Origin of the sequence: Roseiarcus fermentans (assembly GCF_003315135.1) — a bacterium.
GTDB classification, from domain to species: domain Bacteria; phylum Pseudomonadota; class Alphaproteobacteria; order Rhizobiales; family Beijerinckiaceae; genus Roseiarcus; species Roseiarcus fermentans.
The window spans coordinates 64,557-77,563 of record NZ_QNRK01000022.1 but is presented as its reverse complement, the minus strand read 5'-3'; the positions used below and the strand labels follow the sequence as shown (position 1 = coordinate 77,563).

The window sequence follows — 13,007 nt, the reverse complement described above, 5'->3', positions numbered from 1 at the left end:
AGACCTCAAGTCATCCTGCGCCAGCTAGCCCGGAATCAGACAGAGCGCGCCTCTTCCGCCAACCACCGCCCGTGTCGACAGGCGACGGTCGAACGTCGCCAGCCGGCCGTCATGCGCCACGGCGAGCACGAGCAGATAGTTGTCCGTGACCTGCGCCGAGGTCAGGATCTGCCGAACCTCGACATGGGGCGCGCCCCGGTCAGGCTGATGTCGTCGGGCCAGAAGACATGGCCGGAAAGCCGCCTCAGCCTGTCGACGATCGCGGCGACTTCGGCAGGCGATCCCGGGCCTCCGGCATATCGCGGATGACCGACGATGCCGATCACGCCGTTTTCGGTCAGCGGGCAGGTCGCCTACGCCTTGCTCCCCTCCGATTCGAACCAGAGGTGCGCCGCATCGTGGCCGACGTGGGCGGGATCGATGAGCGCGATGAGAACGTTGACGTCCGGCAAGACCGTCAAGGCTATTCGTCGCGCAGCGCGTTGACGATCTCGAGCGTCACCGGCGCGTCGTCGGGGCCCCGTTGCAGGAGCGGCACGCCGTTCCGCTCCCGCGCAGTCGCAGGTCTCCGCAAGGCGCGCCGCGCCAGTTCGGACACGACCTCGCCCACGCTCTGACGGGCGATCGCTTTCGCAGCCGTCAACACGTCATCGTCGATGGTCAGGGTGGTGCGCATCCCATGCCTCAGCCGGTTGGTCATCGGACATCATGCATCATACGCTCGGCAGGACCGTGCGGCAAAACGCGATGCGCATCATGACTCCGCTTGCGCCGCCGCCTGCAGCGCCTCGAGCGCCGCCAGCGCCCGCTCCGCCATTGCGGACGGCGCGAAGACGTGGTCGTGGTGGAAGGCGGCGACGACGTTGCAGGGGATGCCTTCCCGCGCCAGCGCGCCCGCGACCGCCGCCGTCAGGCCGACGCCGTCGAGCGCGGAAGCGACGGACAGCACGATCCGCCGCATCGGCAGGTCGACCGCGAAGCCGAGGCGCTCGGCCGTCGCGTGCGGCAGGATCAGCGACACGCCCTCCGCCTCGCGGAAGAGGGCCAGCGCCGCCGGGGCGGCCGCCGCGACCAGGGCGTCGTCGCGCGTCGTGCAGAAGACGACGTCGCCGGCTTCGAGGACCGGCCGCATGCCCGCAACCATGGCTCGGGTTTCTCCGACCGGTTTCGAGCGTGTCGATTGGGACAAGAACTCCCCCCTGACCGGCGGCAGAACCCGTCGAAGAGGGCGCCGCGCCGTCGGCGACGCCTTACGCTGCGACCCATCGTGCGTCCAGCGGCCCGGACCGAGGGACGCGGAGACGCCGTCCCGCCACTTTCATGCGCCATTGCGGGGCCGCGCCGCCGAGCGTCTGACGAACCCCCCGCCGAAATGCCGGCGCCCCCCTTGTAAGCCGTCTCTTACCATCCATATACCATCCAGAAGGATGGTGGAGACGAAAAAATGGCTGACATACACACCCTGCGCGACCGCCAGGGCGACAGCGAGAAGATCACGATCAACCTCGGCTTCGTCGACCTCGGCCACATCGACCTTCTGGTGCGCGAGGGATTCTACTCGAACCGCACCGACTTCATCCGCACCGCGATCCGCAACCAGCTCGCGTCCCATGCCGATGCGGTCAAGCAGTCGATCGTGCGCAACACGCTCGAGCTCGGGCTCCGCCGCGTGAGCCGGCGGGAGCTGGAAGACGCGAAGGCGAAGGGCGTCCGGCTGCAAATCCAGGTCGTCGGCCTCGCCGCCATCGACGACGACGTCACGCCGGATCTGGCGCGCGAGACGATCGAGACCATCACCGTTCTCGGCGCTCTTCACGCCAGCCGGGACGTCAAGGCGGCGCTCGCCGACCGCATTCGCTAACCCCTTCCAAAAGGAATCCGACCCATGAAGACCGATTTCAGCGCAGCCATGCGGCAGGCCCTGCAACTGGTTCGCTCGCAGGACGTCATGGAGGCGACGCGGGTCATCCAGCGCGCGCTCCTCGACCGGACGAATGACGCCTCTCCCCCTGAAGCCGCGCGCGAGAGCCGGCCGTTTCCGGCCCTTGGGTCCGCGGCGACGCTCGAGGCGGCGGCGCAGCCGGCGCCGGAACGGACGGCGAGCGGGGGAGAGGCGGAGGTCGGCGCTCGCCGAGCGCTTTCGGCGAACCCCGTCGTCACGAGGATAGAACCCTTGAAAACCGACCTCGGCGCCGCCGTGCGGCAGGCCGTGCAACTGGTTCGCGCGCAGGAAGTCATGGAGGCGACCCGGGTCATCCAGCGCGCGCTCCTCGACCGGACGCGTGACGCCTCTCCCCCCGAAGCGCCGCGCGCGGGCCGGCCGTTTCCGGTCTTCGGGACGGCCGAAACGGCAGCGCAGCCGGCGCCGGAGCGGACGGCGAGGGCGGAAGACGCCCCGACCCCGCGACAATCGTCCGGGCGCAAGCGGCGCCCGCTGGGCGAGGTCGTCGACCTCCTCAGGCAGGCCAATCTTCCCGGCGTCGGTCGCGGCGCCGCGCAGGTCCTGGGCTTGCGCACGCCGCCCGCCGTCGCGGTTCCGGAGGGCTCGGCCTTCCACACGCGCAGTTTTTCCTGCGCGACGGGGTCGCGCGACTACAAGCTCTACGTCCCGAGCCGGGCGCAAGGGCGCGCGCTGCCGCTGGTCGTCATGCTGCACGGCTGCAGCCAAAACCCGGACGATTTCGCCGTCGGCACGGGCATGAATGCGCTCGCCGAAGAGATGGGCTTCCTCGTCGCCTATCCGAGGCAGCCTTCGAGCGCCAACATGTCGGCGTGCTGGAACTGGTTCGACCTCGCCCACCAGACGCGCGGCGAGGGCGAGCCGGCGATCCTGGCGGGCCTCACCCGCGCGGTCATGGCCGAGTTCGCCGTCGATCCCGCGCGGATCTATGTCGCCGGCCTCTCGGCCGGCGGCGCGATGGCCGCGATCATGGGCGCGACCTACCCCGACCTCTACGCCGCGGCCGGCGTCCACTCGGGACTGCCGCACGGCGCAGCGTCGGACCTGCCGTCCGGGCTGATGGCGATGCGCGGCGGCATGAACGGGGCGCGGACGAGCCGCGCGACCGGGCAGGTCCGCACCATCGTGTTCCACGGCGCCGGCGACAGGGTCGTCAATCCGTCCAACGCCGCCGCCATTCTCGCCGACGCCCGCGCCGCCCTTCCCGGCGGCGCGCAGGAGCTGATTCAGGACGGGACCGCCGGCGGCCGCGCCTACACCCGCACCGTCGTCACGAACGGACGCGGCGCCGCCCACGCCGAGTTCTGGTCCGTCGACGGGCTCGGCCACGCCTGGTCGGGCGGCAGGCCCGAAGGATCGTTCACCGACGCCAAGGGCCCCGACGCCTCGCGCGAGATGCTGCGGTTCTTTTTGGAGAAGGCTGCACATTGACGCTGGCGGAAGCGGGCGCCCCGTGGCCTGGGTCTCGCCCCCGCTTTCGCACGCTTTCGCGGGGGCGACTCGGATCCCACGCTTGTCATCCCCGCGAATGCGCTTTCGCAGAGATGACAGCGGACCCTACGCCGCCCCGAACACCCGCTCGAAAATCACATCCACCCGCTTCAGGTGATAGCCGAGGTCGAACAGCGCCTCGAGCTCCGTCGGCGACAGCGCCTTCGAAACGTCCGGGTCCGCCTTCAGGAGGGTCAGGAAATCGCCCTCGCCGCGCCACACCGGCATGGCGTTGCGCTGGACCAGCGCATACGCGTTTTCGCGTGAAAAACCCTTTTGGGTCAGCGCCAGCAGCACGCGCTGCGAGTGGATCAGGCCGCCGAGCCGGTCGAGGTTCTTTCTCATGGTTTCCGGATAGACGAGCAGCTTGTCGACGACGCCGGTCAGGCGAGCGAGCGCGAAGTCGAGGGTGACGGTGGCGTCCGGGCCGATCATCCGCTCGACCGAGGAGTGCGAGATGTCGCGCTCGTGCCACAGCGCCACGTCCTCGAGCGCCGGCGTGACCGCCGAGCGCACCATGCGCGCGAGCCCGGTGAGGTTCTCGGTCAGCACCGGATTGCGCTTGTGCGGCATGGCCGACGAGCCCTTCTGGCCTTCGGAAAAATACTCCTCGACCTCCAGCACCTCGGTGCGCTGAAGGTGGCGGATCTCGGTCGCGAGCCGCTCGACCGAGGCGGAGACGACGCCGAGCGTGGCGAAGAACGCCGCGTGGCGGTCGCGCGGGATCACCTGGGTCGACACCGGCTCGGGTTTCAGATCCAGCTTCCTCGCCACGAACTCCTCGACCCGCGGGTCGATGTTGGCGAAGGTGCCGACCGCCCCGGAAATGGCGCAGGTGGAAATTTCTTCGCGCGCCGCGACGAGCCGGGCGCGGGCGCGGGAAAACTCGGCGTAGGCCAGCGCCAGCTTGATCCCGAAGGTGGTCGGCTCGGCGTGGATGCCGTGCGAGCGGCCGATGGTCGGGGTCAGCCTGTGCTCGAAGGCGCGCCGCTTGAGGGCTGCGAGCAGGGCGTCGACGTCGGCGATCAGAATGTCGGAGGCGCGCCGCAGCTGCACCGCGAGGCAGGTGTCGAGCACGTCGGAACTCGTCATGCCCTGATGGACGAAGCGCGAATCCTCGCCGATGAACTCGGCGAGATGGGTCAGGAAGGCGATCACGTCGTGCTTGGTCACCCGCTCGATGTCGTCGATCCGGGCGACGTCGAATTGCGCCTTGCTTCCCTTGTCCCAGATCGCCTTCGCCGACTCCTTTGGAATGACCCCGAGCTCGGCCATCGCCTCGCAAGCAAAGGCCTCGATCTCGAACCAGATGCGGAAGCGCGTCTCGGGCGACCAGACGGCGACCATCTCGGGGCGGGAATAGCGGGGGATCATGTCTTTAGGCTCGCGTCATGTTCGGGTTCCGGCGCGGTCTACAGGAGCGCGGATGTCGGGTCGAGAGGGCCGAACCCCTCGCGGCGCCAGCCGCCCGACGCCGATCAGCACCCGAGCCGGCGGCGCGAGCCGATGCGCCGGCACCGGGCGTCCCCGGAGAAGGGTCCGAATGCCGCCGATCGTGCCAAAGCGAGCGATCCGGAGCGCATGGCGGCGCGCGGGCTTGCGATCGGCGCTCATTGCTCTCCGACGCTGACACACATGTTATTGACATAAATGTCATCGTATGAGACGGTCCCCACGCGGACGTCGGTTTGTGGCGCGATTTGGAAGCCGCGCTTCGAAAAATCGCGGACATGCGGGAGGAACGGATGCCGGACAAGCGGACTGTAGAGGGCTGCACGGACATCGGGCAGCCGTGGCGCATCTCGTACCAGGTTCATGGAGCGGGTCCGGATGTCGTCATGCTGCACGGCGGCGGTCCGGGCGCGACGGGCGCAAGCAACTACGGCAAGAACGTCGGCGCGCTCTCCGAGCGTCATCGCCTGTGGGTCATCGACTTTCCGGGTTGGGGCGAGAGCTCGAAGAATTTGAACGCCTTCGGCGCCGCCGGCCCGTTTCAGAACGGCGGGCTGGCGGTCAAGGCGTTCATGGACGCCGTCGGGCTGGCAAAGGCGCATCTGGTCGGCAATTCGTTCGGCGGTTCGGCGGCGCTGTGCCTGGCGATGGATGACCCGGACCGCGTCGACAGGCTCGTCCTGATGGGACCGGGCGGAGGCGTGGTCGCCGGGGCCAAGGCGCCGACCGATGGCGTCAAGCGGCTCCTCGCCTATTATCTCGATGACGGCCCGACGATCGAGAAGCTCACGGCCTTCGTCGAGCTTCTCGTCTTCGATCGCAGCCTGATCACGCCGGAGATCCTGAAAGCGCGCTTCGACGCCAGCAACGATCCGGAGATCCGCGCCAACCCGCCGCTCCTTCCGCCGCCCGGCGGTCCGGGCAAGGAGACCTTCATCAGTCTGGACCCGCGCCTTGCGACCCTTCCGCACCGTGCGCTGTTCGTCTGGGGCATTCAGGACGAGGTCAATCCGGCGGCCGGCATGGAGCCGTTCCGCGTCATGCCCAACGCGGATTTCGTCCTGCTGACCCATTGTGGCCACTGGGCGCAATGGGAGCATCCCGATCGCTTCAACGATCTGGTGGACAGCTTCCTCAGCAATCCGTGACCCTTTGAGATTCAACTTCGGCTTTCACCATGGAGACGGCGATGAGCGTCAGCGTGCACGAACTCGGCTATCTTGGCTTTGAAGTTGGCGATCTGCCCGCGTGGGAGCGCTTCGCCTCCGGGGTCCTCGGCCTCGAGGTCCTCGACCCGCCCGAGAGCGGCGACGGGAAGGCCAGGCGCCTGCTGCGAATGGACGACGCGGCGCAACGCTTCGTTCTCGTCGAGGGCCCGGCCGACGACTGCGCCTTTGCCGGGTGGGGCGTCGACGACGTCGCCGAATTCGCCAGAAAGCTCGACGCGCTCGGCTTGGAATGGTCGAACGCTTCAGCGCCGGAACTCGCTTTGCGAGGCGTCGAGGCCATGCTGCATTTCCGCGACCCGGACGGCAACCGGCACGAGGCGTTCAGCGGACAGAAGAAGGCTTCAAAACCGTTTGTGTCCGACAAGGTTGCATCGGGCTTCGTCACCGGCGACGGCGGCCTGGGGCACGCCGTCTATCAGGCGGCCGATTATCCGGCGGCCGTCGACTTCGCGCAAAAGGTCCTTGGCCTGAAGATCAGCGACTACATCGACATTACGGTTGCGCCGGGCGTGACGTTCGAAGTCGCGTTCTTTCACGCCAACGAGCGGCACCACTCCTATGCCGTCGCGCCGCGACCGCCGATCCCCGGCCCGGTCAAGCGCCTGCACCACTTCATGCTCGAGACGCGGTCGATCACGGACGTTGGCCTCGCGCGCGACCGTTGCCGGGCCGCCGGCTATCCGATCGCCATGGATATCGGCCAGCACCCCAACGACAAAATGGTGTCGTTCTACGGCCGGACGCCCTCGGGCGTTCTCGTCGAATTCGGATGCGGCGGCCTGCTGGTCGACGACTCCGCCTGGACGGTCGGCCGTTTCAGCCAGATGAGCGAGTGGGGCCACAAGGGCGCCGCTTCGCCGACCGCCTGACAACGAAACACAATCCGCATCCAGGGAGGAATCGATGAGCAACGGCAAGGCGTTCGACGCGGACGTCGCGATTATCGGCTATGGGCCGACGGGACTGACCGCGGCGCTGTGTCTTGGACAGTACGGGATCAAGACGATCGCTCTCGAGCGCGAGCCCGCGATCTACCCACGCGCCCGCGCGGTGACGGTCTGCGACTCGACGATGCGTTGCTTCCAATCGCTCGGACTGGATCGGGATCTGGCCGAGGTGATGGACGAGACTGTCGCCTTGCGCTGGATAACCTACAGCGGTCATGAAATCACCCATCTGACCTTTCCGCCCTCGGCCCTCGGCGTACACCCGCGCTCCTACGCCATCTATCAGCCGAGGATGGAGGAGGTCATGCGCGCCCGAATGCCCGACTACGCCGATGTCGTGGATGTGCGGTTCGGAGTCGAAGTCGTAGCCGTCGATCAGGACGCCGATGGCGTTACGGTCACCAGCCGCGACGTGAGGAACGGCGCGGAGACCACGGTGCGTACGCGCTACGCGCTCGCCTGCGACGGCGGCTCCAGCAAGACCCGCGACCGACTCGGCGTGAAGATGCTGGGCGAAACGGTCGAGAAGCTATGGGTCGTGGTCGACGCTCGCGTCAAGCGATGGTGGCCGAACCGCAATATCCTGACCTTCTGGTCGGACAAGCAGCGACCGGTCGTCGATATCGCGCTGGCGCTCGGCAATCATCGCTGGGAGTTCCCGCTCGAGGCGCACGAGTCGGAAAAGGACTTCGCCACCCAGGAGCAGCTTTGGCCCCTGCTCAACTCGCTGGGCGTGACCGACGACCTGATCGAGATTCACCAACACGCCTTCTACAAGCATCACGTCCGGCACGCGGAAAGATGGCGGGAGGGTCGAATCTTCCTTCTCGGCGACGCCGCGCACCTCATGCCGCCCTGGGCGGGCCAGGGCATGCAGTCGGGCATCCGCGACGCGTTCAATCTGAGCTGGAAGCTGCGCGAGGTTCTGAAGGGTCGCCTGCCCGATCGCCTACTCGACACCTACGAGGTCGAACGGGCGCCGACCGTCGCCATGATGACGGCCGTCGCGGTCCAGATGGGGCGCATCATCAAGCAGCAGCTTACGGACGAGGAAATGGCGGCGCTTGCCCCCTCGCCCGACGCGCCGCCTGAGGAGCCGCCGCTTCTTCGTCCGCCGTTCCTCGAAAGCGGCTGGGTGCGAGGGAGCGTCTCTGCCGACAGCGCCGTCGGCAAGACGATTCCGCAACCGCGGGTCGCAAACTCGGCCGGCAAACTCTGCCTTCTCGACGAGTTGCTTGGCGATGGCTTCACCCTGCTCGGAGACGGCGTCGACCCCAGGGATCTTCTTTCGCCGGGCGAGAAAGCCGAATGGGACGCGCTCGGCGCGCGCTACGCGAAAGCGCTTGGCGCCAACGATCGCGGCGACGGCCCGGACAACATCGTCGACCTCAACGGCATATTGCAACAGTGGATGCGCGGTTTCGGCGTCCGCGTCGTGGCGCTTCGACCCGACCGCTTCGTCGCCGCGTCCGACGTCTTCGGCCTCGCGGTCCCGGCGCCGGAGATCCGGGAGGGCGCCGCGCGGGCGGCCTTCGCCGCGCTCCCTCCGGCTGCATAACCGCAGTCGACCGGCGGGCTAAACGATGCGCGGGCGCCAGCCGCGCGCCCAGCCAGGACGTTCGCCGTCGGGCCCGGAAAGTCCAGGATCGTATCGCGGACGATCCGCTTTGCTTTCGCTATAAGCGTCGGCATGAGCTACGAACTGAAGTCCAGGCGCAAGCGCCCGGCCAATCCGCGCGCGGCGGCCGGTGAAGCGCAGCGGGCGCGGACCCGGGCGCTGATCATCGAGACCGCCGTGCCGATTTTCGCGAAGTACGGCCCTGACAGCCCGGTCATCGACGATTTCGTCAAAGCCGCCGGCGTCTCCCGCGGCACCTTCTACAATTATTTCGATACGACTCGGGATCTGCTCGACGCCACCCTGGCGACGCTCTCGGACGCATTCATCGCGTCCATCGTTCCCGTCGTCGAAGAGGAACCGAACCCCGTCATCCGCTTCGCGACCGCGGCGCGCCTGTTCTACCGCAAGGCGGCTCTAAATCCGGTCTTCCGCGCCTTTCTGGGCTCCGTTTCCGGCGTCGGCACGGTCGCTCCGCGGCGTGCGCGGGCCGATCTGGAAGAGGCGATCGCGAAGGGTATGATCAGGGTTTCCGAAATCGAACTGGCCGAAGCTGTCGCATACGGGGTGATGGTGTTCGCTCTTCGATCATCCCATGTCGAAAGCGGCGGGAAGGAGCGCGCTCTTCAGGTCGTTCGCGCCATCCTCGCCGGTCTGGGAGCGGACCCGGCGCTCATCGACGAGGCGTTGCAACGCGAGTTGCCGCCGCTGGAGTCGTAACAGCCGGACCTGCCGCTTGCGCGCTAGCGCCGACCTCGCCGTATCGACGTCGACGCGTCCGATCGATTAGGAAGACGCAGGACATCGAGGCGCGAGCGACGCGCCTCACCATGATCGAGGATCTTCCCATGCCGTCACGCAGCGTCGACGCCATCGTTCTGGGCGCCGGCATGGTCGGGGTGTCGGCCGCGCTCGCGCTGCAGGCGCGCGGCCTCGACGTCACGCTCGTCGATCGCCGGGGCGAGGCGGGGGACGAGACGAGTTTCGGCAACGCGGGGCTGGTCCAGAGCGAGGCGGTGATCCCCTACACGCTGCCGAGCGACCCGGCCGAGATCGCCGCCGCCGCGCTCAACCGCGACCCCCGCGCCCACGTCCGTTACCGCGCGCTGCCGGCGAGCGCCCCCGCCCTCTGGCAGTATTTCCAGTTCTCGCATTCGTCGCGGGTGGCCGAGACCGCCGCGGCGATGAAGCCGCTCGTGTTCGGCGCGGCCGACGCGCACCGGAAGCTCGCTGAGGCCGCAGGCTGCGGCGACCTCTTGCGGCCGACCGGATGGATCAAGGTGTGGCGCACCTCGCAGGGCGAGGACGGCGCGCGCCGCGACGTCGAGGCGCTGAGGGCTTACGGCGTCGTGGCAAATTTTCTCGACCGCGACGGGCTTCTGGCGCTCGAGCCGCACGTCGGCGAGGCCGGGCGCGGCGCGGCGCAGTTCCCTGATCCCTTGAGCACGCCCGACCCCGGGGGTCTCACCCGCGCCTACGCCGCGCTGTTCGTCGAGCGGGGGGGACGGTTCGAGACCGGCGACGCGATGACGCTCGCGTCCGCGGCGGGCGGATGGATGGTCACGACCGCAAAGGGACGCGTCGCCGCGCCCGACGTGGTCGTCGCGCTCGGGCCCTGGGCGAACGATCTGGCGAAAAAATTCGGGCTGAGACTGCCGTTCTTCGTCAAGCGCGGCTACCACATGCATTATGAGGCGCGCGGGAACGCGTTCCTCAGCCGTCCAGTGCTCGACCTCGAGAAGGGCTATCTGGTCGCGCCGACGACGCTCGGCCTCCGGCTCACGACCGGCGCCGAGTTCGCCCGGCCCGACGACCCGCCGTCGTCGGCCCACATCGACCGGCTCGAGCCGTTCGCAAAGGCCATGTTCCCGATCGGCGCGCGCAAGGACGCCGCGCCCTGGCTCGGCCGCCGTCCGTGCCTGCCCGACATGCGCCCGATCGTCGGACCCTTCCCCGGCAAGCCCGGCCTGTGGCTCGATTTCGGCCACCAGCATCTCGGCCTGACCCTCGGGCCGATCACCGGACGGCTGATCGCCGAAATCGTGACCGGCGCGACCCCGTTCGTCGACCCCGCCCCGTTCCGGGCGGAGCGCTTCGGATGACACGAGACGTCCGACGGCCTCCTGCGGCCATTCGAAGCGCGCCCGCGCGCTCAGCGGGAGCGGTGGACCTCGGTGCAACTGACGACGCTGCTCTTGGTCGGACCGCGACCGTCCGCCTGCGCGAAGCAGAACGAAAGAACGTCGCCGTCGATTTCGCCCTCGATCACCCCGACCGTATGAGCGATCATCACCTTGCGGTTCCCGGGCCCATAAAGCTCGCCGATGAACGGCTCCTCGGACCGGTCGTGATCGTCCGACAGCGATGTCGTCCCCCAGAACCGTCGTCCCTCCTGATGGGTGATGGCGATGACCAGATCCTTTTCGCCGAGACCCGGGTTTGCGAACGTGCCGGCGTTGTTCGGCCAGTGCGGCGCCGCGCCGGCGACGATCGTGAACGACTTGCCGGTCCACGGCCCCTTGATGTCGGGGATATCGTCGGCGGCGAAGGCCAGCGCCGAACTCAGAACGAGCGCCGCGGCGCCGAAGCCGGCCGCCTTCGCTCTTGACGCGTTGACCCTGGCTTTGCCGTCAACAGCAGAACTGGCCTTCATGGCGTCGCTCCCACTCCGCTCCGACCGCTGCGGTCGAGCCGTTCGCCATCCTACACGCTCTGCGTCGGCGTGAAACAGGCCGGGGAGGTTTCCCCGGATGAGAGGTTTCCGCGTAGCGACATCTGACGGCTCCCCTTCCCGAGTCTCGGCCGTTGGCCTATTGAGAGGGTCCGGCCGAGTCGCCTCGGCGGCCAGCAAGCAGGACATGACACCCATGGCGTCTCGTGACGAGGTGATGGCGGCCCTCGCCAAGGTGCCCGGACCGGACGGGAAGACCCCGCTCCCCGACTCCGGCGCGATCTCCGGGCTCACCTTCCGCGACAGCAAGGCCTTCCTCGCCATCGCCATCGATCCGGACCGCGCCAGGGCGATGGAGCCGATGCGCGCCGCGGCGGAAGCCGCGATCAAGGCGGTTCCCGGCGTCTCCAGCGCCGTCGTCACCCTGACGGCGGAGCAGGCGCGCGCCGTCGCCGGCGGCGGCGGACACGCCCACGACCACGCCCCGGCGGGACACGCTCCGCGCGCCGGCCGCGGCATGCAGCCGATCCCCGGCGTGAAGCGGATCATCGCCGTGGCCTCCGGCAAGGGCGGGGTCGGCAAGTCGACGGTCGCCTGCAATCTCGCGGTCGCCCTCGCCAGGCTCGGCCTCGCGGTCGGCGTGCTCGACGCCGACCTGTTCGGCCCGTCGATGCCGAAGCTGTTCGGCCTGTCCGCGAGGCCGGAGGTTTCGCCTGACGGACAGAAGCTCGTTCCGCTCGAGGCCTACGGGGTCAAGGTGATGTCGATCGGCTTTCTGGTCGACGAAGGCGCGGCGGTGGTCTGGCGCGGGCCGATGGTGATGTCGGCGCTGACCCAGCTGCTGCGCGAGGTCGCCTGGGGCGACCTCGACGTGCTGGTCGTCGACATGCCGCCGGGCACAGGCGACACGCAGCTCACCATGGCCCAGGCCGTGCCGCTCTCGGGCGCGGTGATCGTCTCGACCCCGCAGGATCTCGCGCTCATCGACGCGCGGCGCGGCATCGCGATGTTCAAGCAGGTGCAGGTGCCGCTGATCGGCGTGGTCGAGAACATGAGCTATTTCCTGTGCCCGCACTGCGGAGCGCGCACCGACGTGTTCTCGCACGGGGGCGCACGGCGGGAGGCGGAAACCCTCGGCGTTCCGTTCCTCGGCGAGGTTCCGCTCGACATCGCCATCCGGACCAATTCGGACGAGGGCCGCCCGATCGTGGCGACCCTCGCCGACAGCGCCCACGCCGGCGCCTTTCTGGAGATCGCGCGCCGGGTGGCCGAGACGCTGCAGACCGGCGCGCCCGGCGCGAGGCCGGCTCCTCGCATCCGCTTCTCCTGAGAGCGCGCCATGGCCTGGCCGACCGACATTGTGGCGAAGGATCACGGGCGGACGCTCGAGATCGCCTTCGACGACGGCGTGACGATCAGCCTGACTGCCGAGCGCCTGAGGGTCGAGAGCCCGAGCGCCGAGGTCCAGGGCCATGGCCCCGGCGAGAAGCGCACGGTCACGGGCAAGGAGAACGTCCGCATCGTCGATATCGAGCCGATCGGCAATTACGCGATCCGGATCGTGTTCGACGACGGCCACAGCACCGGCCTGTACGCCTGGGACTATCTGCGCCGGCTCGGGCCCGCCTGACCGGCGGCG

General features: G+C 68.7%; 13 protein-coding genes and 1 pseudogene. 9 read left to right on the top strand and 5 right to left on the bottom strand.

Features of this window, described 5'->3' with window-relative positions; all coding sequences use genetic code 11:
• Positions 1 to 24: 24 nt before the first annotated feature.
• The 3 genes and pseudogenes from DFR50_RS19015 to DFR50_RS19005 all read right to left on the bottom strand — a co-directional run bounded on the left by DFR50_RS19015 (position 25) and on the right by DFR50_RS19005 (position 1,144).
• Positions 25 to 461, bottom strand: a pseudogene (locus DFR50_RS19015) (TA system VapC family ribonuclease toxin).
• A gap of 2 nt (positions 462 to 463) precedes the next feature.
• Positions 464 to 676 (bottom strand): CopG family transcriptional regulator, encoded by a 213-nt coding sequence (locus tag DFR50_RS19010; protein ID WP_113890847.1) that lies wholly within the window; start codon positions 674 to 676, stop codon positions 464 to 466.
• A gap of 78 nt (positions 677 to 754) precedes the next feature.
• Positions 755 to 1,144, bottom strand: a complete 390-nt coding sequence (locus DFR50_RS19005; RefSeq protein ID WP_113890846.1) for an ACT domain-containing protein — start codon at positions 1,142 to 1,144, stop codon at positions 755 to 757.
• Positions 1,145 to 1,444: 300 nt separating this feature from the next.
• On the opposite strand from DFR50_RS19005, the gene DFR50_RS19000 reads away from it, so the two are divergent.
• Together DFR50_RS19000 and DFR50_RS18995 are read left to right on the top strand one after the other, a co-directional pair.
• Positions 1,445 to 1,861 carry a CopG family transcriptional regulator gene (locus DFR50_RS19000; RefSeq protein WP_113890845.1) on the top strand — a complete coding sequence of 139 codons (417 nt, stop codon included), beginning with the start codon at positions 1,445 to 1,447 and terminating at the stop codon, positions 1,859 to 1,861.
• Positions 1,862 to 1,885: 24 nt separating this feature from the next.
• Complete coding sequence (locus tag DFR50_RS18995; RefSeq protein WP_245427956.1) at positions 1,886 to 3,391, top strand: extracellular catalytic domain type 1 short-chain-length polyhydroxyalkanoate depolymerase; 1,506 nt, start codon at positions 1,886 to 1,888, stop codon at positions 3,389 to 3,391.
• A gap of 126 nt (positions 3,392 to 3,517) precedes the next feature.
• Here DFR50_RS18995 and purB read toward each other — a convergent pair whose 3' ends face one another.
• Complete coding sequence (gene purB / locus DFR50_RS18990) at positions 3,518 to 4,825, bottom strand: adenylosuccinate lyase (RefSeq protein WP_113890844.1); 1,308 nt, start codon at positions 4,823 to 4,825, stop codon at positions 3,518 to 3,520.
• Between the two features lie 371 nt (positions 4,826 to 5,196).
• Here purB and DFR50_RS18985 point away from each other — a divergent pair, with 371 nt between their 5' ends.
• From DFR50_RS18985 to DFR50_RS18965, 5 genes are all read left to right on the top strand, one after another.
• The gene (locus DFR50_RS18985) at positions 5,197 to 6,051 is read left to right on the top strand and encodes an alpha/beta fold hydrolase (protein ID WP_170153288.1); all 855 of its coding nucleotides are present in this window, start codon (positions 5,197 to 5,199) and stop codon (positions 6,049 to 6,051) included.
• 41 nt (positions 6,052 to 6,092) lie between these two features.
• Positions 6,093 to 7,001: a VOC family protein gene (locus tag DFR50_RS18980; RefSeq protein WP_170153287.1), complete on the top strand. Its 909-nt coding sequence runs from the start codon at positions 6,093 to 6,095 to the stop codon at positions 6,999 to 7,001.
• Between the two features lie 34 nt (positions 7,002 to 7,035).
• Positions 7,036 to 8,637, top strand: a complete 1,602-nt coding sequence (locus DFR50_RS18975) for a bifunctional 3-(3-hydroxy-phenyl)propionate/3-hydroxycinnamic acid hydroxylase (RefSeq protein ID WP_113890841.1) — start codon at positions 7,036 to 7,038, stop codon at positions 8,635 to 8,637.
• A 132-nt stretch (positions 8,638 to 8,769) separates the two neighbouring features.
• On the top strand, positions 8,770 to 9,417 hold the full coding sequence (locus DFR50_RS18970; RefSeq protein ID WP_113890840.1) for a TetR/AcrR family transcriptional regulator: 648 nt from the start codon (positions 8,770 to 8,772) through the stop codon (positions 9,415 to 9,417).
• Positions 9,418 to 9,545: 128 nt separating this feature from the next.
• Positions 9,546 to 10,799, top strand: a complete 1,254-nt coding sequence (locus DFR50_RS18965; RefSeq protein WP_113890889.1) for an NAD(P)/FAD-dependent oxidoreductase — start codon at positions 9,546 to 9,548, stop codon at positions 10,797 to 10,799.
• A gap of 50 nt (positions 10,800 to 10,849) precedes the next feature.
• Here the strand turns inward: DFR50_RS18965 and DFR50_RS18960 are convergent, their stop codons facing one another.
• Positions 10,850 to 11,350: a hypothetical protein gene (locus tag DFR50_RS18960; RefSeq protein ID WP_113890839.1), complete on the bottom strand. Its 501-nt coding sequence runs from the start codon at positions 11,348 to 11,350 to the stop codon at positions 10,850 to 10,852.
• 214 nt (positions 11,351 to 11,564) lie between these two features.
• On the opposite strand from DFR50_RS18960, the gene DFR50_RS18955 reads away from it, so the two are divergent.
• Positions 11,565 to 12,698 carry an Mrp/NBP35 family ATP-binding protein gene (locus DFR50_RS18955; RefSeq protein ID WP_113890838.1) on the top strand — a complete coding sequence of 378 codons (1,134 nt, stop codon included), beginning with the start codon at positions 11,565 to 11,567 and terminating at the stop codon, positions 12,696 to 12,698.
• Positions 12,699 to 12,707: 9 nt separating this feature from the next.
• Entirely contained in the window at positions 12,708 to 12,998 is a 291-nt protein-coding gene (locus DFR50_RS18950) for a gamma-butyrobetaine hydroxylase family protein (protein WP_113890837.1), read from the top strand.
• The last annotated feature ends 9 nt before the right edge of the window (positions 12,999 to 13,007 follow it).